This window comes from Streptomyces sp. SID3343, from assembly GCF_009865215.1.
Taxonomy (GTDB): Bacteria; Actinomycetota; Actinomycetes; order Streptomycetales; family Streptomycetaceae; genus Embleya.
In genome coordinates this window covers 11,827-34,801 of sequence record NZ_WWJX01001373.1, presented here as the reverse complement: position 1 = coordinate 34,801, position 22,975 = coordinate 11,827, and the positions used below count along the sequence as shown (strand labels likewise).

General features: G+C 70.8%; 17 protein-coding genes and 1 CRISPR repeat array. Of the genes, 10 read left to right on the top strand and 7 right to left on the bottom strand.

The window, feature by feature from the left end; translation table 11 throughout:
• Window positions 1-72: 72 nt before the first annotated feature.
• From GT354_RS43645 to GT354_RS43635, 3 genes are all read left to right on the top strand, one after another.
• Complete coding sequence (locus tag GT354_RS43645; RefSeq protein WP_161362612.1) at window positions 73-900, top strand: glycerophosphodiester phosphodiesterase; 828 nt, start codon at window positions 73-75, stop codon at window positions 898-900.
• A 202-nt stretch (window positions 901-1,102) separates the two neighbouring features.
• Window positions 1,103-1,576: an ATP-binding protein gene (locus GT354_RS43640; protein ID WP_161362621.1), complete on the top strand. Its 474-nt coding sequence runs from the start codon at window positions 1,103-1,105 to the stop codon at window positions 1,574-1,576.
• A 183-nt stretch (window positions 1,577-1,759) separates the two neighbouring features.
• Window positions 1,760-2,728: a DUF5926 family protein gene (locus GT354_RS43635; protein ID WP_161362610.1), complete on the top strand. Its 969-nt coding sequence runs from the start codon at window positions 1,760-1,762 to the stop codon at window positions 2,726-2,728.
• 510 nt (window positions 2,729-3,238) lie between these two features.
• On the opposite strand, the gene GT354_RS43630 is transcribed toward GT354_RS43635, so the two are convergent.
• A complete protein-coding gene (locus GT354_RS43630) occupies window positions 3,239-3,913 on the bottom strand; it encodes a hypothetical protein (protein WP_161362608.1) in 675 nt (224 codons plus the stop codon).
• 404 nt (window positions 3,914-4,317) lie between these two features.
• On the bottom strand, window positions 4,318-4,974 hold the full coding sequence (locus GT354_RS43625; RefSeq protein ID WP_346012446.1) for a bifunctional DNA primase/polymerase: 657 nt from the start codon (window positions 4,972-4,974) through the stop codon (window positions 4,318-4,320).
• A gap of 489 nt (window positions 4,975-5,463) precedes the next feature.
• Here GT354_RS43625 and GT354_RS43620 point away from each other — a divergent pair, with 489 nt between their 5' ends.
• Both GT354_RS43620 and GT354_RS43615 read left to right on the top strand, forming a co-directional pair.
• Entirely contained in the window at window positions 5,464-6,249 is a 786-nt protein-coding gene (locus GT354_RS43620) for a glycosyltransferase (RefSeq protein ID WP_161362606.1), read from the top strand.
• Window positions 6,250-6,400: 151 nt separating this feature from the next.
• A complete protein-coding gene (locus GT354_RS43615) occupies window positions 6,401-7,879 on the top strand; it encodes a DUF2029 domain-containing protein (protein ID WP_161362604.1) in 1,479 nt (492 codons plus the stop codon).
• Here GT354_RS43615 and GT354_RS43610 read toward each other — a convergent pair.
• The 5 genes from GT354_RS43610 to GT354_RS43590 form a co-directional block, all read right to left on the bottom strand.
• Window positions 7,812-10,013, bottom strand: a complete 2,202-nt coding sequence (locus GT354_RS43610) for a hypothetical protein (RefSeq protein WP_161362602.1) — start codon at window positions 10,011-10,013, stop codon at window positions 7,812-7,814. The two genes, GT354_RS43615 and GT354_RS43610, sit on opposite strands and share 68 nt — an antisense overlap.
• A gap of 91 nt (window positions 10,014-10,104) precedes the next feature.
• A complete protein-coding gene (larC, locus tag GT354_RS43605; protein ID WP_237536037.1) occupies window positions 10,105-11,301 on the bottom strand; it encodes a nickel pincer cofactor biosynthesis protein LarC in 1,197 nt (398 codons plus the stop codon).
• A gap of 879 nt (window positions 11,302-12,180) precedes the next feature.
• Window positions 12,181-12,966 carry a nickel pincer cofactor biosynthesis protein LarB gene (gene larB / locus GT354_RS43600; RefSeq protein ID WP_161362598.1) on the bottom strand — a complete coding sequence of 262 codons (786 nt, stop codon included), beginning with the start codon at window positions 12,964-12,966 and terminating at the stop codon, window positions 12,181-12,183.
• A gap of 159 nt (window positions 12,967-13,125) precedes the next feature.
• A CRISPR array of direct repeats spans window positions 13,126-13,724; the repeat unit is 29 nt; unit sequence GGGACCATCCCCGCGTGCGCGGGGAGCAG.
• Between the two features lie 801 nt (window positions 13,725-14,525).
• Complete coding sequence (locus GT354_RS43595) at window positions 14,526-14,978, bottom strand: NUDIX hydrolase (RefSeq protein WP_161362596.1); 453 nt, start codon at window positions 14,976-14,978, stop codon at window positions 14,526-14,528.
• A gap of 1,100 nt (window positions 14,979-16,078) precedes the next feature.
• On the bottom strand, window positions 16,079-16,513 hold the full coding sequence (locus tag GT354_RS43590) for an ATP-binding protein (RefSeq protein WP_346012445.1): 435 nt from the start codon (window positions 16,511-16,513) through the stop codon (window positions 16,079-16,081).
• Between the two features lie 287 nt (window positions 16,514-16,800).
• On the opposite strand from GT354_RS43590, the gene GT354_RS43585 reads away from it, so the two are divergent.
• The 5 genes from GT354_RS43585 (at window position 16,801) to GT354_RS43565 (ending at window position 21,944) form a co-directional block, all read left to right on the top strand.
• Complete coding sequence (locus GT354_RS43585) at window positions 16,801-17,523, top strand: hypothetical protein (protein WP_161362592.1); 723 nt, start codon at window positions 16,801-16,803, stop codon at window positions 17,521-17,523.
• Window positions 17,524-17,790: 267 nt separating this feature from the next.
• Entirely contained in the window at window positions 17,791-18,564 is a 774-nt protein-coding gene (locus GT354_RS43580; RefSeq protein WP_161362589.1) for a YcnI family protein, read from the top strand.
• Window positions 18,565-18,758: 194 nt separating this feature from the next.
• Window positions 18,759-19,532, top strand: coding sequence for an SCO family protein (locus GT354_RS43575; protein WP_161362587.1), 774 nt, complete (start codon window positions 18,759-18,761; stop codon window positions 19,530-19,532).
• A complete protein-coding gene (locus GT354_RS55220) occupies window positions 19,529-20,128 on the top strand; it encodes a copper chaperone PCu(A)C (RefSeq protein WP_346012444.1) in 600 nt (199 codons plus the stop codon). Before GT354_RS43575 ends, GT354_RS55220 begins: the two co-directional genes overlap by 4 nt.
• Window positions 20,129-20,249: 121 nt before the next feature.
• A complete protein-coding gene (locus tag GT354_RS43565; protein WP_161362585.1) occupies window positions 20,250-21,944 on the top strand; it encodes a copper resistance protein CopC in 1,695 nt (564 codons plus the stop codon).
• Window positions 21,945-22,975: the final 1,031 nt, after the last annotated feature.

Genomic DNA, 22,975 nt, shown 5'->3' with positions numbered 1-22,975 from the left:
CCCACCCCAAAACACAGCCCCCCGACACCCCGCGGCCACCTGGCGCTCACCCCGAGATGGCACGATTGTTTCGTGTCAACCACAAGGGCGCGCCCGCTGCGCGCCAACGTGCAGGTAGTCGCCCACCGAGGCGCGTCCGACACCGTCCCCGAGCACACGCTCGCGGCCTACCTCCAGGCCATCGAGGACGGCGCCGACGCACTCGAATGCGACGTCCGCCTCACCGCCGACGGCCATCTGGTCTGTGTCCACGACCGCAAGGTCGACCGCACCTCCAACGGGCGCGGCATCGTGTCGACGCTCGAACTCGCCGAGTTGTCCGCGCTCGACTTCGGGTCCTGGAAGGAATCCGGCGTCGAACGCGAGCGCCCGGAGGAGCCCGAGGCCCCCGACTGGGACCGCAAGTCCGTGCTGACCCTGGAGCGACTGCTCGAACTGGTCGTCGACTCCCCGCGCACCGTACGGCTGGCGATCGAGACCAAACACCCCACGCGCTACGCGGGCCTGGTGGAGCGACGGCTCGTCGACCTGCTCGACCGCTTCGGCCTGTCCCGCCCCGACGGCGACGACCCGTCGCTGATCCGGGTGATGAGCTTTTCCCAGCTCTCGCTGCGCCGGATGCGCCTGATGGCCCCGGAGCTGCCCACCGTGTTCCTGATGGAGCACGTCCCGTTGCTGTTTCGCGACGGCACCCTCCCCCGCGACGTACGGATCGCCGGCCCCAGCATCGACATCGTCCGCGCCCATCCGCGCTACGTGGCCCGGCTGCACCGGGCCGGCCACCGGGTACACGTGTGGACCGTGGACGCCCCCGAGGACGTCGAGTTGTGTCTGCGCCTCGGCGTCGACGCGATCATCACGAATCGGCCACGACAGGTAATGGCCCAACTGTCCGATTAGCCCCCATTAGGGGGCGTACGCTGGTGGCCTTTCGGGGCGTTATATCCGACTTGGTGTGATCGCATACCCCTATACGCCCCTGGGTGGGTCGGAGCACAACGCGCAGCGCCGTTTCCCGTCGGTCGGCATCGGGCATCTCATGCCCGACGCGCGAGACGTGCGCGCGAAGCGAAAGTGTGCAATAAGGAGGCCGGGGGTGGCAATGGTCGTGGCCCGTGGGATGCCCGATTCCGCGGCGGTACTGGTACCGCACGCCCCGGTCGGCGTGTCTGCGGCTCGACACCGCCTGTCCGCCGATCTCGATGCCTGGGGCATCTCCCTCGACGTCGTGGACGACGCCGTACTGATCCTGTCCGAACTGCTGAGCAACGCCCTGCGGCACGCCCGCGCGCTGCCGTCGGGCAATGTCCGTGCCGCGTGGTGGGTGCGGCCCGACGGGTTGCTCGCGATCGAGGTCACCGACGGAGGCAGTTCGACCCGTCCGCGTCAGGCCAGTCCCTCGCTCAGCGCGCACGGTGGGCGGGGCCTGTCGATCATCGGCACGCTGGCGGCCGATTGGGGGGTGCGCGGTTCGCACGAGGAAGTCACCGTGTGGGCCCTCGTGCCGGTCACCCGGCGCTCCGGCGACGGGCTGTGGGACGAGTTCGACCTCGACGCCGTTGAGCCGTTGGACTGACTCCGCCCCACGCCCGCGTCCCGCGGGCGACGCGTACGAGGCCCACGGACGACACCCACACCCGATCCGCTCGCGGTCGAGTGCGCGTTCGAGCGGTCAATCCTCGCTCGCGGACTCAGTACTCTCGGGTCTGGTGAGTCGTCGACCACCATCCCCCCGACACCGAGGCGGAGAGACCGCAGCATGGGCAAGAAGGCCGCGCTGAAGGGCCACACCGGCAAGACCCAGACCGCAGCCGCAACGGGATCCGTCCCGGTCGTCGGCGGTCGTGAACCGTGCCCGTGCAAGTCGGGCCGCCGGTACAAGGCATGCCATGGGCGCGAAGCGGCCACCGCCGCCGAGACGCTCGTCCTCCGTCCCTTCCAGGGGCTTCCCAACGAATGCGACTGGATCGCCCTGCGCGAGCTGGTGCCGGCCGCCACCGCGCAGCTGACCCTGACCGGTGAGCACGCCGGCCAGAAGGTCACGCTGGCCACCGTCCTGCCGATGGCCTGGCCGGCGCTGCGGCGCGCGGACGGCTCGATCCTGGTCGGTCTGCAGACCCACACCAGCTCGGGCGACGTCAGCCGCGACCTCGCGCACGCCCTCGAGCGTGCGCTGGCGCAGGAGGACGGCTCGTCGGTCGCTCCCGGCCCGCTGCCCGAGTCCGGCGACCGTCTCCAGGACCTGATCGACGTCACGCTGCCTCTGGAGATCACGGTCCACGAGGGCTTCGACTTCTGGGTGGACGACCCGACCGCGATGAACGCCGAGGTGAGCGCCTCGCTGGAGCGCGCGAACGCGGCCGCGATGCCGACGGTTCGGCTCTCGTCGGTGGATGCCGCGTACTGGTGTGGCACGACCGAGAAGAACCACCTGCGCTGGGTCATGCCGCACGCGGAGGAGGAACTGCTCGACGCGATCGCGCGCCTGCACGCGGCCGGCGAGTCGAGCCTGGGCGAGGGCACCCGCTTCGTGGGCTCGTTCCGCGCGCACGGTCTGCTCGTCCCAGTGTGGGACCTGCCGACCGCGATGACCGCGGACGACGTCGAGAAGCCGGCCCGCGAATTCGGTGAGCGCCTCGCCACCGCCATGGCCGACACCAGCCCCTTGACCCCGCGCCAGCGCAGCGCGCGCAACGGACTGCTGAACCGGCAGATCACCCTGAACTAGCGGACGAACAACGCCCGCACGCCCGTCAACGGGCGTGCGGGATCGGTCATGCGTGGTCGATACCGGCCCCCGGATTGGAGATCCGGCGGCTTGTTGTTACCGTTGATCCAGCTCGGCCGCTGATGCATCCCCCGTCTTCAGCGGCCGGGCCTTCACCTTTTTCGGGGCTTTTTCCCGGTGCATTCCCGGTCGAATTGCCACCTCGCGTTTTTGGCGGACACGTCGTGCCGCAGAGTGGTCGCGCCGTCCACCGGTAGTAAGCACGCCGGCCGTAAGCGCACCCGTCGTAACGCACATCGGTCGTAGCGCACGCGAGCCGAGTCGTAGACGGGCCGTGCTCTCGCCGAACGAGCCGCCGTCGAGCCGTGCCCCTGTCGAGCCGAGTCCCTGTCGGCCCTGTCACCGTCGCATCGCCGAACGCAGACCGGTGGACCACCGAACACAAGCCCGCCGAACCACCCCGAACCGCCCGAGCCGACCGGCCGCCCGGTCCACCCAGCCGCTCGGGAGTCAGCGTTGGGCCGTGGTCGAGCCCGAGCGCAGCAGCTTGGTCGCGCCGTCCTTCGAGGCCAGTTCGGCCAGTGCCGACCAGCCGTCGGTGCCCTTGGGGGCGCGCACGCGCGGGCTGTCGCAGCGGCCCTCGGTTTCCTTCGGCTCCACCGAGCAGGTCACCCGCAGGGCGTTGCCGCCGGGCTGGAGAACGCTCATCGCGAGCAGCAGCGGGTCGGGCGTGGGATTGCGGTAGTACACCCGGCCCCAGACCTCGGAGCCGTCGCGCTCGACGCACGTCTGGGCGCGGATGCCCTTGGGGCCGTCTATCGGCCTGCCGCACACGCTGTCCGTACTCGGAGCGGATGTCACGGGAGTGGCCGGACGGGTGGTGGCACCGGACGAAGTGGCCGCGCCGGACGAAGTGGTGGGCGCCGTGGTCGACTTGCCGCCGATCAGCTCCAGGAGGCCGGCCGTACCGGACTTGTCCCGGTCGCCGACACCGTTGCCGAATTCGGCGCTCTTGTCGGTGCCCGGCCGAGTGGACGCGGTGGCGTCGGCCAAGGGCCGCTTCTTGCCGGGGTCCGACGAGCCGGCAGAGTCCGCGGACGCGGCGGCGAGCGGGACGACGAGGCACAGGCCCACGACCGCGCTCAGAGCCACCGTGCGGATGTGACCCGTGCGTGGCCGCTGCATGGTGTCTCCTAGCGCGCGAAGGCCCTCCCGCTCTCCCCGAGGCCGGGTCGGAGCTGGGAACGAGGCCGAAATGATCGGCGCGCAGAGCCTATCGCGCCGTCATGACGTGCAACGATCACCTGATGTTGCGGTTACGCCACAACGATCACTTCATTGTGTGACAGCGAGGATCGCTTCGAATCGGGCCTGCCCGAAAAGCGCATGAAACGCGCAGTGGACCCGATGCCCACTCGGGGTCGAATCGCCACACACAGCCCGGACAGCCCTGACAACCCTGACAACCCTGCGGGCGGACAGCGGATGTACGACAGGCTCGCAGCCGACACGAAAAAGGGGCCCGAGCCGGACTTCGAGGCCGGATTCCGACGTCGTGTCGACGTGGGATCCGGCATCGAAATCCGGGCTCAGGCCCTCGGTTCGGCGTGTTGGCAAGTGTCGACGAGGGTGCGCACCAGATCGGCCACCTCGGGCAACCACGGCCCACCGGCCGTGGGGTCTCCCGAAGGTGCCGGTGGCCGCGCCCAGCGCAACGTTCCGCCCTGTACCCGCGACGGTGGCAGCGCCAGAAAACCGCCGTCGCCGTGGAAGCGCAGGGTCGAGGGCACCGTTCCATAGCGGTCCAGGCCGTATCGGTCCAGCAGTTCGCCGAGTTCGTCCAATCGATACGGCTCGACCAGGAACGCGTAGCGCCCCGGTGCGGCGACGACCGGTCCGGTGCGGACACCGAGTCGGGCGAGTTGGTCGAGCGAGCGCGCTCCGGCCTCGGACGGCACGCTCAGCGCCGCTACCCGACCACCGGTGGCCAGGATCACCGATGCGTCCGGTGACTGTTGCCACCACCAGCGCACCATACGTTCGTCACACGAGGCCGCGAGCAGGGGAGGTTCACCCGGATGGGCTCCCGGCACGCGGCAATCCGCCGCACCACACCGACACACTCCCGACCAGCGGTCGTATCCGACGCCGGGAACCACGGGCCAGCGCCATCTCGCGCACGTCAGCACGGCAGACAGCAGTGCGGTGCGTTCCCTCCGTCGTCTTCCGAGGATCTCGCGCAGCATGGCGCTCGTTCCTTTCCGTGAACGTGGAAGCACTATGCGTGATACTCAGGTACTTTTTCCCGCAGCCGACCACGAAGGGGCCACATGGCGGCACATGGCGCGAGGTGGCGCAGGGGTGGCGAATAAGAAGCGCCCCGTACAGGTGGTGCACTCGCGAACCGGACCGTCGGCGGGATGGCGAACTCCCGAGCGGACCGTCGTGCCGTCCATGTGCTGCGGTTTGCGCTGCGGTTGGGTCTGGTTGGGTCTCTGCCTGGTCCAGCACTTCTCACCGGGAACGACGAACGGTCGGCCCTCGGAGGTTCCGCAGATGTCGCGAGACCGCTGTCACAGGAGTTCGGGGGCGTTCCTGCGATGTGGCTCCCCTCCGTTGTACCCCCATCCGTGCAGACCTTGCACGCCGCCGCGCCGTTGCTTGGGCAGTACGGGTGGCACGCCCGTGACCGACGGAGAGGATCCGGCGCGCGCAACGGCTCGTAGGATCACGCCATGGCGGAGCACACGACCGGCACACCGACCGGCGACACAACCGGCGCACCGACCGGCGATACGGCCGTGGTGATCCCGGCACACGACGAGGCGCAGCGCATTTCGGCCACCGTCGAGGCGGCGCGGTCCGTCGCCGGGGTCGACCTGGTGGTGGTGGTCGACGACGGGTCCACCGACGACACCGTCGCGCTGGCCCGGGCGGCCGGGGCCGTGGTCGCGCGGCACGGGCGCAACCGCGGCAAGGCTGCCGCGATGGAGACGGGGGCCGCGGTGGTCGGCGCGCTGGACACCACCGAGGGCCGGGTCCACCCGCGTTTCCTGCTCTTTCTCGACGCCGACCTGGAGGGCACAGCCGCGGCGACCGGGCCGCTGATCGAGCCGGTGCGGTCCGGCCACGCCGCGATGACGATCGCGGTACTGCCACCGCAGAGGCGGGCCGGTGGGGGGCACGGGTTCGTGGTGCGAGCCGCACGGGACGGGATCGAGCGGGCGTCCGGGTTCACCGCGACGCAGCCGCTTTCCGGGCAACGCTGCCTCACTCGCGAGGCGTTCGAGACCGCGCTGCCGCTGGCCGCCGGGTTCGGTGTGGAGACGGGGTTGACGATCGACCTGGTGCGCACGGGATTCGTGGTCGAGGAGGTCGAGGTGGACCTGCACCACCGGGTGACCGGCAAGGATTTCGCCGCGCAGCGGCATCGGGCGCGCCAATACGCGCATGTGGCAAGGGCCTTGGCCGAGCGTGGTGCGGCCGGCGCGTTGCCCGGGGCCGTTCGCGGTCGTGGCTGAGGCGGCGCGGGGTCGGTCCGGGAGTAGTCGGGCGGGGGCTGGTACCGGGGCGACGCCGACTCGGACCGGAGGTCGGGCCGGGGCGGCGGCGGGCCCGGACAAGCCCGCAGTGACCCGGGCCGGAGAGACCGCGGCCGGGTCTCGGACCGGCATGTTTCACGTGGAACACTCGCTCGGCCCGGTGGCGATCGGGCTGCTTACGGTCTCGATCGGATTGGTGGTACTCACCGGGCTGTTGGGCCCGTCGGCCGCGCAGCCGCCGGTGCCGGGAGGCCCTGGGTGGCTGCCGCCGTATCGGTTCGACGCGCATCCGCCGGCGTGGCTGGTCACCGGATTGTTGCTCGCGCCCGCGCTCGTGGGTGCCGGCGGACTAGTGCTCGCGCTGCGGCAGTTGGCGCGTGGATGGGCGCCGGAGCCGCGGCGGCTGACGGTCGGCGGGGTCGTGGCGGCGCTCGCGGTGGTGTGTGTGCCGCCGATGGGTTCGGCGGACCACCTCGTGTACGCGGCCTACGGCCGGCTCGCGACGACCGGCGGCAGTCCGTACACCGACACCGCCGCGACCCTGGTGCGTGACGGCGATCCGGTCGGGCGCGCGGTCGAGGCGCCGTGGACCGATACGCCGTCCGTGTACGGGCCGGTCGCCACCGCCGAGCAGTGGTTCGCGGCGCGACTGGGCGGGACGTCGGTACACACGATCGTGCTCGTGCTGACGCTGCTCGGTGCCGCGGCGTTCGTGCTGAGCGGACTGCTGTTGCAGCGGGCGGCCGGGCCCGATCCGCGGGCCCGGGCGCGGGTGGCGATCCTGTGGTCGCTGAATCCGCTGCTGTTGTTCGTGGCAGTCAACGCCGGGCATCTGGACGCGTTCGCGGTGGTGTTCGCGGTGGGCGCGCTGGTCGCGGTGCGACGCTCGGCCGTGCTCGCGGGGGTACTGGTCGGGCTGGCGTGCGCGGCGAAGGTGTCGCTCGGGTTGTACGTCCTCGCGCTTGCGTGGGGGTTGCGGGGTCGGCCGCGGGCAATGGGCGCGATGGTCGGGTCGGGGCTCGCGGTGGGGATCCTGACGTATCTGCCGGTGGGGTTCGGCGCGTTCGACCAACTGCGCGAGAACGCCAAGCTGGTGTCGCTGGCGGTGCCGCTGCGGCTCGTGCTGGGGCCGATGGAGTCGGCGCTCGGACACGACACCGCGCGGTCGTCGATCGGACTGGTCGGCTGGCTACTCGGAGCCTTGGTGGTGTGGTTGTTGGCGCGGACCGCGCTGCGGGCCCGGCCGGCCGCCGATGTGGCGGGCGACAGCGCCGCGGTGGCCGCGCTGCTGACGGTCGCGTGGTTGCTGACGACGCCCTACAGCCTGCCCTGGTACGACGTCGCCGCGTGGGCGCCGCTGGTCCTGCTCGGTCCTTCGGCGCTCGACCACCTGCTGCTCGCGCGCACGACGCTGCTCGTGTGCGCGTACGTCCCGGGCCGGGACACCCCGCTGCCCGACACCGTGGACACCCTCCAGCGCACGCTGCGCGGCACGGTCGGGCCGTGGGTGGGGGCGGCGATCCTGGTCGCCGTCGTGCTGGTCAGTCGACGCGCGGGCGGGCCTCCGTTGCCGCGATCACGGCGATCGACAACGGCGCCACGATCGTGAGCGCGACGGCCGGGATCTGGATGCCGGAGTCGTTCACCGCGTAGCCCACCACTGCGGTGAGCCAGCACGCGATCAGGGTCGAGCGCAGCCACGGCACCGCCTCGAACGACCGGGTCAGGGCCGGCGAACGCCACTTGTCCGGATTGAGCACGGCGAAGATGAGCACCACGAACACCACCGGGATGATCAGCGTGAACGGTCCCGTGAACGAGTGCAGGTTGCCCATGATCTTGCGGTGGATCGTGTCGCCGGCGTTGCCGTCGACGATCTCCTGGACGAAGCGGCCCAGGTGCGAGCGACTTCCCGCCGGGCGCAGCCAGTCGAGTACGGCGATCGTGCCGATCACCACGACCGCGCCGAGCGCGACAAGGCCGACCTTGACCCACGAGATGCGCGTTCCGGTGAGCAGCAGGCCCAGGATCGCGAGGCCGGGGATGAGCGCGAGTACGCCGCCGAAGTCGCTGCCGAAGGCCGGCCAGCCGTCGGCCACCACCGCGATCGCGCCGACCACGGAGAGCACGACGAGCGCGGCGCGGCGGCGATTCGCCAGTATCAGTCGGGCCGTCGGCCATGCGACGGCGAGCAGGACGGCCATCGCGAAGATCGTCCACGCGACGTTGCCGAAGCCGTAGAACCGGCCCGCGACCAGCGGGGACAGCCCGAACAGCGTGTTCAACTGCAGCGGCGAGCCGACCATGACGTCGCCCGCCAGGATCACCGCGGTGGCCGCCGCGACCACGCCGGCCGGCCCGTACGGGTGGCTGCGCCACGGGCCGAGCAGCGCGATCACCGCGAGCAGGGCGGAGAACGCGGCGGTCAGGCCGAGCAGTGTCCACGCGGGGTCGCCGGCCTTTTCCCACGGCACGAGCGCGACCAGGAACGAGCCGCCGGGGACGGCCCCGAACAGCACCCCGATCCACTCGGCCGTCTTTGTCACCCTGCGGCGCGCGGCCGTCTTGCCGCTGCGGCCGAGACGGATCGCGAACCACAGCGCGACGCCGGCGCCCGCGATCGGCAAGAGAGTGAGCCACGTGAAGAACATCCAACTCTCGCGCACCGTGCGCGACGCCTGTGCGCCGACGTCGAACAGGCGCAGGTGCTCGACCGCGGTGGAGCCCGAGGCGCTGCCCACGCGGGTGTAGACCGCGCCGACCAACTCGCCGGGCGCGTCGATGCCGAGCGGGGCGAGCAGGCTCGGGGCGAGGTCGGTGAGTTGGACGAGACCGTCGTTACGGGTCGAGGTCGCGGTGAGGTAGCCGTTGTCGAAGGTGTCCGAGGGGGCGGGCTCGGTGCCGGGCGCGCGGTGGGCCTTGGTGCCGGGGCCGGACACGAGCAGGGCGCGTAGGTGCGGGGTCCCGGTGTCGTCGGCCAGGCCCGCGACCACGAGTTGGGTGCGCGGGGGGAGCGCGGCGGCGATCCGGGCGACTTGGGCGTCGATCTCGGTGAGGCGGTGGCCGCGATCGAAATCGCGGGACGGCGCGCTCGCTGTACCGCCCTGGGTGTCGGTGGGCGGGCTGTACGGGCCGCCGAGGTCGACCAGGGTCAGCGCCGAGCGCTCGATCAGCGCGGTGTCCACGGCGGCGGGGTCGGGCAGATAGGTCGCCTGGACCCGGCCGGTGGGGTCGGCGGCGGCATAGGCCGCGCCCGGGCCGACTGCGGTCACCGTGCGGCCGGTCGCGGTGACCGAGGCGGCGAGTTGGCCGAAGCGCGGGTTGTAGCCGTAGGTGTCGTTGTGCTCGACGATCCGCGGCAGGTCGGGGACGGTCGCCGCGCCGTCGGGGGCCAGGGTCGGCGGGACGGGCGCCGGACAGGGCTTGGCCGTGGCCGCGTCGGTGCGAAAGTCGGTCGAGCGCGCGCCCGCGCCCGTCGTGAGCCAACCGTCGACGGGGCAGGCGCGCGGGTGCACGGTACGGACCGACATCGCGGCGGTGGCGGCGTGCCCGGTGAGCGCGGCCAAGGCCGGGGTGCGCTGCGGGGTGATGTCGTCCCAGGTCAGACCGGGGATCCCGAGCAGCACGACGTGGTCGGCGGCCGGGGCCGAGGCGGTCGCGGCCGAGGCGGTCGAGGGCAGCGCGGAGAGCGCGAGCGCCGTCGCGAGGACGGCGAGCAGCAACCGGAGGGGACGTGCGATCACGGGTGCCTGCTCCTCGACATACGCGGCATACGGTGGCCTACCAGTGGAACGGAATCCGCCCCAGGCTATGCGCCGGCACCCGCTGCCACGCTCAAGGTGCCATCCCGGCCGCGTATGCCGCCGCCGCTGCGGCTCCCATCACCACCTTCACCGGGCGACCCAGCGACTCGGCCGCGGCGGCCACATCCTCGTACTCCGGCTGGGCGTTCACCACCTTTCCCTCGAACGTCGCGGTCTTGACCCGTATCGGCAGGCCCTCGACGGACACGGTCGCGAAATCCCGGTCGAGCGCCCGCTTGGCGACCGCGACCATCCGCGCACCTATCGTCGACGTCTCGCGGAACACGGTGTCCAGCGCGTCGTCGAGTCGGTCCGCCGAGACGAGTACGCACAGGGTGTGCGCGGGGCGGCCCTTCTTCATCAGGATCGGGACGAGCCACGCGTCGGCCGCGCCGCCCGCGAGCAGTTTGCCCAGTACCGCAGGCCACAGACGCGGGTCGAGGTCGTCCACGTTGGTCTCGATCAGGACGTCGCCGCACAGGGTCGACTGCGCGGCGTGCGCGACGTAGGGCTCCCCGAGCACGACGCGCAGGATGTTGGGCACCTCGTCGACGCGGCGACTGCCGGCCCCGGTCCCGTCGGCGGTGATCCGCAGGGCCGGCATCGGCCCCCAACTCCCGCACACCGAGGTGAGCAGGGCCGCCCCGGTCGGGGTGCACATCTCGTACGGCGCGGGGCCCGAGTACACCGGCGCGGCGGCGACGCGCATGAGTTCGAGAACGGCCGGTGCCGGTACGGGCAGTCTCCCGTGCGCGGCCTCGACACTGCCGTTGCCGAGGGCGACCGGCGAGCCGATCGCGTCCTGGACGCCGAGCGCGTGCAGCGCGGTACACGTACCCACGACGTCGGCGATCGCGTCGAGCGCGCCGACCTCGTGAAAGTGCACCTCTTCCGGCAGGCATCGGTGCGCGCGAGCCTCGGCGTGTGCGAGTCGGCCGAAGACGTCGTGCGCGCGGGCGTGTACGGGTTCGGGCAGGTCGGCCCGATCGAGCAGGTCACGAACGTCGTTCCACGTGCGGTGCATGTGGCTCTCCACGGTCTTGACCTTGGCGTACGTCGCGGCGATCCCGTGTCTCTCGGTTCGCTCGGCGGAAATCATGATCGGTTCGACGCCAACCGCGTCGACGGCTTCCTGGACGGCCTCCAGGGGGGCGCCGGCATCGAGCAGGGCACCGAGCAGCATGTCGCCGCTCGCACCGGCCTGGCATTGGAACCACGCGGTAGCCAAGCGGATACCTCCCGTCACGGCCACTGTCCCAGCCCACACGTCAGATCTCCGGCAAACCCCCGAACCGACCAAAACCGACCGATTCCTTGCGCTTGGTTGCGCTTGGTTGCGCTTGGAGGTGGAGTTGGTCGGGTCGCGTGCGTGGTGGGCCTGCGGCCGGCGGCGGTCGTCCTTCCCGGGCGAGCCGTCCGTGCGGCCGGTCGCTCTGGTCACACGCGGCTGGGGGTGTGGGTCGTTGTGCTTGGTGGGCGCGCGGTCGTTTCGTTCCCCGCGAGGCGGGTGGGGTCGCCGCGTCGCGTAGACGGCGACGGACGACAGGGTGAGGACGGCCTGCGGCGGTCCACCACGCGGCGGCCGAACCGAGCCAGGCCCGCGAGGCCGGACCACGCCGCCCGGGTCGCATCGAAGACCGCAGCCCTCGCCACCCAGCGCAACGGGTGGTGCGGATGGAACACATCCCAAGCCAACCAAGACCCAACCACAGCCATACGCATCCGCGCAGGGCAAGGCAGGGCAGGGCGCCTGCGGCGGTGCGCCACGCGGCTGGGCGTCCCAACGGGGCGTTCGGCTCGCTGGGTTCCGTTCGAAGCCGGCCATCGGCGCTGTCGGAAAGCGCCCGGAGGGCCCACTCGCAGCGCCGGAAAGTCCGTCCGCCATCGCTTGGTTCGTCCGGGCGCTACGTTCTCGCGGCAGCGAATCCTCGACCCCACCCGAAAGTCGGCCCGCTCACCGACTCGCCGGCCCAATCGAGTGCGCCGTCCCGCCAAGCGCGCCCTTACCCGACCTGCGGCACGTACCAACCCGACCCACACGCACCGACGGGGCCCGCACCTACAGACGCGACCCGCACATCCGCGCGTTGCGATTCAATCCGGCGTCTCAATGCGGTGTCCGCGTGGGTCGTTCGCGGGCGGCCCGCGCCACCCGGGCGGCGAACACCCCGGCCCCAAATCCGTTGTCGATGTTGCACACCGCGACCCCGGGCGCACACGAGTTGAGCATCGCGAGCAACGCCGACAACCCGCCGAAGGACGCCCCGTAGCCCACGCTCGTAGGCACCGCCAACACCGGCACGGACACGAGCCCGGCCACCACACTCGGCAGCGCGCCCTCCATACCCGCGACCACGACCAGGCAGTCGGCCGAGTCGAGTTCCGCGTGCACGGCAAGCAACCGGTGGAGCCCGGCCACGCCCACGTCGTCGATCCGCTCGACCTCGGCCCCGAACAACCGTGCCGTGAAGGCAGCTTCGCCCGCCACAGCGGCATCCGACGTGCCGGCCGCCACCACCCGCACCAGACCGCGCGTCGCCGGCGGTTCGCCGACCGCGACACACGTGCCACTCTCGTCGGTGTAGGCCGCACCGGGAAAAGCCGCGCGCACGGCCTCGACCACATCGGCGGAAGCACGCGTGGCAAAGGCCGGGCGATTGCCGGAGGCACGAAGCCGGTGAAACAACGCAACGGTCTGCGCAGGCGTCTTGCCGGCCGCGAACACCACCTCGGGATCACCGGTCCGCAACCCCCGATGGGTGTCCACCCGAGCAAACCCCAGATCCGCATACCCAGCCGCCGGCCCGCGCACGAGCGCGTCCAACGCCTCGTCCACGCCTGCCTCCCCGGCAGCAACGCGGGCGAGCAACTCCCTTACCTCATCACGGTCCACTGGCCCGATCGTAACCTTCCACCACCCCACCCAGACCAAAACCCATCCCACAACCCCACAAACCAGCCAACCAACCCAATTCCCAAGCCCCTTCCCCACACACCCACCCACCAGAGCCCCACAACAACATCCGAGGCCGCCCCCAGCCGTGATGTCCACGCGTCCATCCCCGCGTGCGCGGGGAGCAGGAATCTCGGAATCACCGAGATGGCCCGGCACAAGATGCACATCCGTGACCTGGGACCATCCCCGCGTGCGCGGGGAGCAGTGGCGCGTGTCCTCGGAGTGGGACGGCCGGCCGGGACCATCCCCGCGTGCGCGGGGAGCAGCTCGTCGACGGCTCCACCGACAAGGTCTCGCTGGGACCATCCCCGCGTGCGCGGGGAGCAGTTGAACACCACAACGCCGCGTTCGGCGTCGGCGGGACCATCCCCGCGTGCGCGGGGAGCAGGGCGTCCTGGACGAGCTCGTCAGGCATGAGTTGGGACCATCCCCGCGTGCGCGGGGAGCAGACCGGCGAGACACCCGGCGGTGTCGTCGAGGAGGGACCATCCCCGCGTGCGCGGGGAGCAGCGCGCCGAAGACGAATTGTCCGATGACGCCTGGGGACCATCCCCGCGTGCGCGGGGAGCAGCCGACAAGCCCAGGGAGCAACGTGACCGACTCGGGGACCATCCCCGCGTGCGCGGGGAGCAGGCTTTCCGTCGTCTTGCCGACGGAACCGGCCCGGGGACCATCCCCGCGTGCGCGGGGAGCAGGCTCGATGACCTGCGGGTTTAGTTTGCGGTGAGTGCGTTGGCGAGCAGTTTCATTGAATCGCCCATATGCACTTCTCTCTGACGTTTAGTAAGAAATGGCGCGAGCGTGAACGTGACTCACGGACAGGACCGACGACCCAGGTTCACGGACCGCGAACTTCGCCATCCCGCCTGCGGTCATAGTCTCGCGGTGACGTCGCTCGTCCAACTCGCCGGCCGTGCTCGTGGTAGGTATGCGATCGGCTTGAGCCTGCGTCCTCCGCCGCCTCGCGCCGGGATTGAGTCAATCGGTACGACGAGGCGATGGTTCCAAGACGCGGTATCTGTTCGCAGCGTGTGGCTGGAGCCGCGCCCATCTCGGGCGTCTTGGAGACGACATGGGGCGATTGAGAGCGCAGAGGGCACCTCATCCGGAGCACGCACGACGATGCCTTCGGCGCTGTTCGGCGGCTCCAGCGCCACCAAACTCGTTGGTACCCAGCACACCTGGCCGCCCTTGGAAGCGCCGTACCGGACCGGTTCAACTCAACAAGGCGGTGGGCCGGTTCGGATGCGCCTTGGTCCCTTGAGGTGAGGGGTCCTCCCGCTCACACGCATCCGACTTCACCCGCGTTCGACCTCATCGAATCGCTGTGACCCAGTTCCGACAAGTTGAGATCGGACGCGCCCGGGCCACCGGCCACCGGCGCCGTCGGCCTGCGTTTCGGGTCCGCCTGGGTCTTACCGTCTCTGTCCGGGCGCCGGACGTCTACCAGGACACGACTCCGTGCAGGGGCCTGCGGGGATGTGTCCGGCCGCCGGCTACGGTGAGGTGGCGGAAGGTAGTTCGCCGTCTTCCAGGTAGACGGCGAAACCCGCCTTTCGCGCGACCAGCGCGTGTTCGACCCTGCGGGCCCGGATCGGTGGCATGTAGTCCTGGATCTCGGCCGCCGCGACGAAACGGAACGAGCGCAACTCGTCCGGTGGCAACCGAATCGCGTCGATCCGGCCTCGACTCAACACCCCGCCGTCGAACACCCAGCGCATCCCGCCGGGGCCTTTCGGGCCAGGTGAAATCCATTCGACCAACAGCAGGGCGAGCACGTCCGGCGGAGCCAGTCCGAGCTCTTCGACGAGTTCACGTCGGCAACCACCCAAGGGCGACTCGCCAGGCTCGACCATCCCGCCAGGGATCTCCCAACCCGGCTTGTATGTCGGCTCGACCAAGAGGACTCGATCCGCCTCATCGAGAAATACGGCCCCCGCTGCTGCCATAGACGTTCGATGCTCCACGGACTCACCCTGGCACGGCCGACACGTGGACGCCCGTTGACGATCGCCCCTCCGCGATTCGCCAAACAGCTGATCAGTCTCTTCCTGCTGAACTCGGAGCCCCGCAGGCACGGGAGGAAGTCACCGAAAAGTCGGCCCGTCCGCCGAGGCCGGCACACGGACGACTTCGACGTGTCCCTTTCCGCCGCGTGGCTCGCCGCCGCCGTGATCGGACTCCAGCACCCCGTCGCAGCACAGGTCGCAGCCGACCGCCTCACCATCGAGGAGGCAGAGACGCCGTGCTTGCAAAGCACACTGCGGCTCTGCAGCGGGGACGCACGTCGCTGGTCACGGGGCATCGCGGGGTCCGCGTCGACGAGCGCGCAAGCTCGTCGCCGGCGGCGGCGGAATCGAGCGGGACGGCAGCAATTCCGCGTGTGCGGGGAGCAGCCGCGGACCCCGGTCACGGATTTGGCGTCACCGGGACCATCCCCGCGCATGCGAGGAGCAGGTCAAAACCCACAGGTGGGTGGAGATCCCGGTGGGACCATCCCCGCGCGTGCCGGGAGCAGACGGACTGACACAGGCCCCGGCCCAGGTCAGGGGACCGTCCCCGCGCGTGCCGGGAGCAGGCTCGGTGACCTGCGGGTTTGGGTGGCGGTGGGGGTGGTTGCGGGCGGTTTCATTGGGTCGGTCGTGAGCGCTTGTTTTTGGCTTTTGGTGCGAATGCTTCGTGTGGTCTTGGCTGCCTCGCAAGTAGTAGTGACGAGCAAGGTTCTTCGCGGGCCGTGGGTCGGGCGTCGCTGCTTCGGTTGCGGCCTTGATCTCTCGGGGAGGTCGCTCGTCCGGCTCGCCGGCCGGCCTTCGTGGTGGGTGTCCGGTCAGCGGGCGTCCTCCGACGCCTCGCGTTGTTCGAGGCCGGTTGGTGCGGCGCTGATTCCGTTCGGCTCCGTTTTCGTGGGCCGAGATGTATCGGGGTGCCGGGGCGGCGGCCGCGTACGGCGCGGCGGCGTGGGGGCCGCGTCGTACGGTGCGTCATCTCGGTGCGTGGCCGTGGCTCTTCGTGGGGTGGGGCGTTCTCGGCCTCTGCGGAGTGTGGTCGGCTATGACACCTGGACCAGAGCGTCCTTGCGCCAGCGGAGGGTTTTTTCGAAGCGTAGGACCGCGCCGCGGCGTGGGTGGTTGCTTAGTTGTACGTGGTCGGTCATCGCCCGGATGAGCATCAGGCCGCGGCCGTTTTCGGCGGCCGGGCCGGCCACGTGGGTGATGCCGTGCAGGCGGTCGCTGGGGAAGCCGGGGCCGCCGTCGATGATCTCGACGCGGCAGCAGTTGCCGGTGATGCCGGCCCTGATCTGGTACTCGGCCCGGGAGCCGCTGCGGGCGTGTTCGACGACGTTCGCGCAGGCTTCGGACAGGGCGAGTCCGATTTCCATGGCGATCTCGCGGTCCACCCCCGCCGTCTCCATCGCTCCGACCAGAAGTCTGCGTGCCATCGGCACGCTCGCCGATTCCCGTGGTAGGTGGACAGTCCACCTCATGTCCATGAGCGGCCTTTCGACGTCACTCGGAACCGGCTGAATCCGGCGGATCACACACCTGGTTTTATTGCCGCCGGGCGGGTCACGTATGCGCGCATCACTTGATCGGTCGGCAATAGTGCGTAAAGACGATTCATTCGGCCGCATCGACTCGCGGCCACGGGCCGACGCGAGCCGACATGGGCCGACTTGCCGTTTGTTGCCTCTTGTCGGCCCCGGGAACCGTCCCGGTTTGCGCGATGAGACCATGGTTCGTCATGTCGGCCGTGTCCGTACCATTCCGCGCTGTGCGCGCCGCCGTGTTCGCGGCGGTCTGCGCCGCGCTCGCGGCATGCGCTCACGCGTGGATGTCGCCGGATCCGCTGCCCACATGGGCGCCCGCCGTCGGATTCGGCGCGGTGTTCGTCGCGGCCTTCGCGGGAGCCGGGCGCCAGCGCTCGCTCGCCTCGATCACCGCGTTGCTCGCCGTGGCCCAGGTCGCCCTGCACACCCTGTTCACGTGGGCCTCCGCAGTCGCCGCGCCGGCTCTGCCCGGGCCGACGGGATCGGGCAGCCTGCTCGACCGACTTTTGTGCGGCCCGCGTGACTCCGACGGGCACATTCTGCTGCCGAGCGGCTGGTCGCCCGAGGAGATCGTGCGCAACGCGCGCGTCGACCCGGCTCTGTTGCCCGGGCCCGACGCGTCCGCCGGGCAGCACCACATGCACGGCTCCGGGCCGATGCTCTTCGACGGTGGTACGGGGATGCTCCTCGCGCACGTCGTGGCGGCCCTGCTCACCGGGTGGTGGCTGCGGCGCGGCGAGGCCGCGTTGTTCACGGTGCTCGCCTTGGCCGCAGCGCCGCTTCGGGTCGTTTTCGCGGTGCTGTGCGCTCTGGTCGTCCCTGCGGTCGAGGCCGCGGACGGGGCCCGACGTACCGGCGCCGAACCGGACGTGGCGACGCATCAGACGTATCTGCGACACGCGGTTACCCGGCGTGGGCCGCCGACGGAGTACGCGCTCGCCTGCTGAGCCCCCGGTCCTAGTCGTGGTCGTGGTCGTGGTCGTGGTCGTGGTCGTGTCGAAGGACGCGAATGACACGAATGACACGAACGACACGAACACTACGAACGGCGTGAACGATCCGAGCGTACGAACCTCGTGAACTGCGTGGTTTGTACGGTTCGTGGCCGGACGGGGGCACCAGGCGCGCATCCGCCGTCGTGCCGTCCCCGTTTCGTGCCGAGTGGCGCGCCCATGTGCGCGCACCCGGCCGTATCACCCGTGGAGTAGACACCCATGACCATGACCACCACGCGCCGCCGCCTCACCGTGATCGCCGCCGCCACCGGCGCCGGCATCCTCGCCTTCGCGGGCTCCGCGTCGGCGCACGTGAGCGTGCAGCCGGGCAGCGCCGTCCAGGACTCCTACGCCAAGGTCGCGTTCCGGGTCCCGAACGAGCGCGACGACGCGGGCACCACCAAGCTCGAGGTCACCCTGCCCGCCGACAAGCCGCTCACGTCGGTCCAGACCCGCGCGATGCCGGGCTGGAAGTCGGAGGTCGAGAAGACCAAGCTGACGACGCCGATCGACAACCACGGCAAGCAGCTCACCGAGGTCGTCTCCAAGATCACCTGGACCGCGGACGCCGGCGTACGGGTGAACCCGGGCACGTTCGAGGAGTTCGAGGTGTCGATGGGCAAGCTGCCCGCAGACGTCGACAAGCTCGTCTTCAAGGCGATCCAGACCTACGACAACGGCGAGATCGTGCGCTGGATCGACATGCCGGGCCCGGACGGCAAGGAGCCGCAGTACCCCGCCCCGGTCCTCAAGCTGACCCCGAAGGCCGCCGCCGACGCTCCCGCCGCGAGCAAGCCCACGGATGCCAAGGCGACCGACACCAAGGCGGCCGACACCAAGGCCACGGTCGCCGCGACGTCCGACGACAAGGGCAGCGACTCGACCGCGCGCACGCTCGGCGTGGTCGGCATCGTCGTGGGCGTACTGGGCCTGGGCGCCGGTGTGTTCGGCGTCCTGCGCGCGTCGCGCCGGGGTACGTCCGCCGCGTCCTAGACACCGCGCTCCTGTATCGCCGCGGCTGTCCCGCTTCGGGTCGCCTCGGACCCACCGGTCCGAGGCGGGCCGGGCCTTCGGAAGCCGTTCGTTCGACAGCCGTTCGATCGGCAGCCGTCCGTCCGGAAGCCGCTCGCTCGGCGACCGTTCGCTCGACGGCCGTTCGTTCGGAAATGAAAAAGAGCTGGAGAACGATGAGCAACGCAACGCAGTCCCCAGACCGGTCCGGGCCGCGGGGGACGGGTCGCCTTCGGGCGGCCGTTCTCCCTCCGCGCGGGAAGGGTCGCCGAGTCGGTCTGCGCCTGGCGGCGTTGGCCGCGGCCGGGCTGCTCCTGGCCACCGGCTGCAACGACTCGGGTGGTTCCGGGGATTCGCCGGTCAAGGTGCGCGAGGCCAAGTCCATCTACAAGGGCATCGCGGTCGACCCGCCGTGGACCAAGCCGGAGTTGACGCTCACGGACACCTCGGGGCAGCCGTACGACTTCAGGGCCAAGACGGCCGGTCGCACGACGCTGTTGTACTTCGGGTACACACACTGCCCGGACGCGTGCCCCACCGTGATGGGCGACATCGTGCGCGCGCTCGTCAAGCTCCCGGCCCAGGACCGGGCGACCGTCGACGTGGTCTTCGTGACCACCGACCCGGAGCGGGACACCGAGGCGGCCCTGCGCGAGTGGCTCGACTCGCTCGACAAGTCGTTCGTGGGCCTGACCGGCTCGTTCGACACGATCCAGGCCGCCGCCCGGCAGGTCGGGATCTCGATCGAAGCGCCGGTGACCGGCCCGGACGGCAAGGTCGTGAGCACCCACGGGACGCAGGTGATCGCATTCGGTCCCGACAACGAGGGGCCGGTCATGTACAGCGCGAGCAGCGGACTCAACCCCGACGGCACCGCCAACGGGAACACGTCCGAGGACTTCGCCCATGACCTGCCGCTGCTGATCCACCCCGAGGACGCCAAGAAGTGAAGCTCTTCCCGCTCCCCCGCAAGGCAGTTCCCCTGGCCGTAGGCGGCGTGCTGGCGCTCGGCGTCGGCACCGTGCTCGTGGCGTGCGCCGATTCCGGCTCGTCGTCTTCCGACCGGGCCGCGGACCGGGCCGCGAACGCGCCGGCTCCGCAGAACGCGGGCGCCGCCAAAGGCGCGCCGCAGCTGAGGATCGTCGACCCGTACATTCCGCAACCGTCCTCGACGGACGTCGCCGCGGGCTACCTGATCGTGCAGAACGACGGCGACACCGGCGACCGGCTGCTCTCGGTCGCCAGTCCGCTGTCCGGTGAGGTGATGTTGCACCAGACCGCCGGCAACTCGATGCAGCACATCCAAGGCTTGGAGGTACCGGCGCGTGGCAAGGGTGTGCTTGCGCGCGGCGGCAACCACATCATGTTCATGAACCCGACCCAGACACTGAAGAAGGGCGACACCGTGGCGGTAACGCTCACGTTCCAGCGCACCGGGCCGGTCACCGTGCAGGTGCCGGTGCTCGGGGTGACCGAACGCCCGGGCGACGTGCCCGCAGGCGCGCCCGCTCCTGCGGAAGACCACTCGGGCCATGCAGGCCACTGACCGCACGCTCCTGCCGAGCCGGAGCCCGAGGCCAAACCCGAGCCCCGGCCCGAGCCCGAGCCCGAGCCCCCACTCGCCTTCGGCAGGCCCGAGCAGGTCCGGGCGCTCGGGTTCGCGCCGGGTGCTCTCGTGGCTGCTCGCGTTGCCGCTTCTGCTCGCCGCGCTCGTGCTCGGCGGCGCGGGGGCGGCGTCCGCGCACGCCGTGCTGGAGTCGTCCAACCCGGCCAACGGCGCGACGCTGACCAGCGCGCCGGCCCAGGTCGCGCTGCGGTTCAGCGAGGGTGTGGAGATCGGGCTCGGCGGGGTCAAGGTGTTCGACCCGGACGGCAAGCGGGTCGACTCCAACCAGACCAAGCACGGCCCGGTCGGCGACACGAGCGTGGTCACCCCGTTGCGCGGGGGGCTCGCGACCGGTACGTACACGGTCGCGTGGCGCGCGGTGTCGGCCGACTCGCACCCCATCTCCGGTGCGTTCACGTTCAATATCGGGCAGGCGTCGGGCGGGGTGAAGATCTCCGACCTGACCGACGACGGCTCGACGGCGACCGACGTCCTGGAGCGGGCCGCGACAGGGGTGGCGTATCTGTCGTTCGCCGTGCTCGGCGGCGCGATGCTGTTCCTCCTGATCGCGCGGCCCGCCGCAGTGGGCCGTTTCCGGGTGTGGCTGCTGCTGTCGTGTTCGTGGGGCGGGCTGTTGCTGGCCTCGCTCGCGGTGTTGATGTTGCACGGACCGAACGCGTCCGGACTCGGACTGTCCTCGGCGTTCGACGCCGACGTGTTGCGGGCGACGTTGGACACCAAGCTCGGCAAGGCGCTCGCGGCGCGGGTGTTGCTGCTCGGCGCGGTCGGCGCGCTGCTGGGGTGGTTGATCACCACGCTCGCCGATGCGGGCGTTCGGGCTCGGCGGGTGTCGACCGCGATATGGGTCGTGCTGTGCACGGCGATCGCCTTCACGTGGCCGGTCGCCAACCACGCCTCGGTGGGCCGTCAGGTCCCGATCGCGATGACCGCGGACACGCTGCACGTGCTCGCGATGACGGGTTGGCTCGGCGGGTTGGCGGTCGTGGTCACGCTGTTGATCCGGCCCGGTACACCCGCTCCGGAGGCGGGCTTGGACGTGCCTTCGGTGGCGACGTTCTCGCGGACCGCGTTCGTCTCGGTCGTGCTGCTCGTGGCGACCGGTGTGTACGCGGCGTGGCGGCAAGTGGGTTCGTTCGCCGCGTTGTTCGACACGACGTTCGGGCTGTTGCTCGTGTTCAAGGTCGACCTCGTGTTGCTGATGCTGGCCGGGGCGTGGGTCTCGCGGCGGTGGCTGCAGCGCCACCTGGGCAAGAGTGCGAAGCCGACGTGGGCCGTGCTGCGCAAGGCGGTCGCGATCGAGGCCGCGCTCGCGATCGTGGTACTCGGCGTCACCACGGTGCTCACCGACACCGAGCCGGGCCGTACCGCGCACGAGCGCGCGCAGGTCGAGAAGGCGGGACCGGTCAGTCGTACCGTCCCGTTCGACGCGGGCGGGGCGGCGGGCAAGGGCAAGTTGGACCTCACGGTGGACCCGGCGCGGGTCGGCTCGAACGAGCTGCACATGTACTTCTCGACTCCGATCGGCGAGGTCCGTGAGGTCGAGGAGGCCACCGTCACGGCGGCGCTGCCCGACAAGGGGATCGACGGCGCGGATGTACAGATCCACCGGGCCGCTCCCGGCCACTGGTTCGGCGAACTCTCGTTGCCGATGGCCGGCCGCTGGGAGTTGTCGTTCTCCATCCGTACGTCGGACGTCGACCGGATCACCGTGACGGTGCCCGTGGAGGTCAAGTGAGGCAGGTACGACGCCTCGTGCTGCTGCTCGTCGGGGTGCTGGCGTGCCTCGCCCCGGCGGGCAGCGCGTCCGCGCAGGAGTTGTCGGGCCAGGGCCCGAGCAACTTCCACACCGTGATGACCTCGCCGACGGAGCTCGTACCGGGCCTGTCGGTGCGGGTGATCGAGAACGGCGCGCGGATGGAGGTGCGCAACTCGGGTCCCCAGGACGTGATCGTGCTCGGTTACATGAGCGAGCCGTTCCTGCGGATCGGCAAGGGCGGCGTGTACGAGAACGCCCAGTCCCCCGCCGTACAGCTGAGCAGCGAGCGGTGGGGCTCGGTCGACGAGAAGTCGAACCTCCAGCCGACCGGCGCCCCGCAGTGGCGGAAGATCTCGGCCGAGCCGGTCGCGCGGTGGTACGACCAGCGGGTGCACTGGATCGTCCAACAGCGGCTGCCACCACGGGTGATGGCCGATCCGGACCGGGCCCAGCGGGTCCAGTCGTGGACCGTGCCGATGAAGATCGGCGACCGCGACCTCTCGGCGACCGGCGAACTGCGCTGGGAGCCGGGACCCAGCCCGTGGCCGGGCATCGTCGGGTCGCTCGTGCTCGCGGTACTGGTGTTCGTGCCGGTGTGGCTGCGGGTGGTGTATCGGCGGGCTCTGCTCGTGTACGGGGCGCTCGCGGGCGTCGTCGCCGGGGCGAGCGTGCTGCATCTGGCGCTGGTCGCGGCGGCGCGGGCGGGTGGTTTCGGGGCGTGGGCCGGGGCGTTCTTCGCCGGCAACCTGTTGCAGTTGCTGTCGTGCGCGGTTGCGTTCGCGGGGGCGGTGCTGCTGGTGCGGGGTCGGGTCGGCGGCGCGTGGTTGGCTGCGCCGACGGTCGGGGTGTTGGCGTTGCGGGTGGCGGGCTACGACCTGCCGGTGCTGTGGCGGTCGTCGTCGCCGTTCGTGGGCGGGCTGGTGGCCGATCGGGCGTTGACCGTTCTGGTGTTCGGGGCCGGGCTCGGGGTGGCGCTGGCGTTGGTGGTCGTGGTGCGGCGGGGGGCGGTT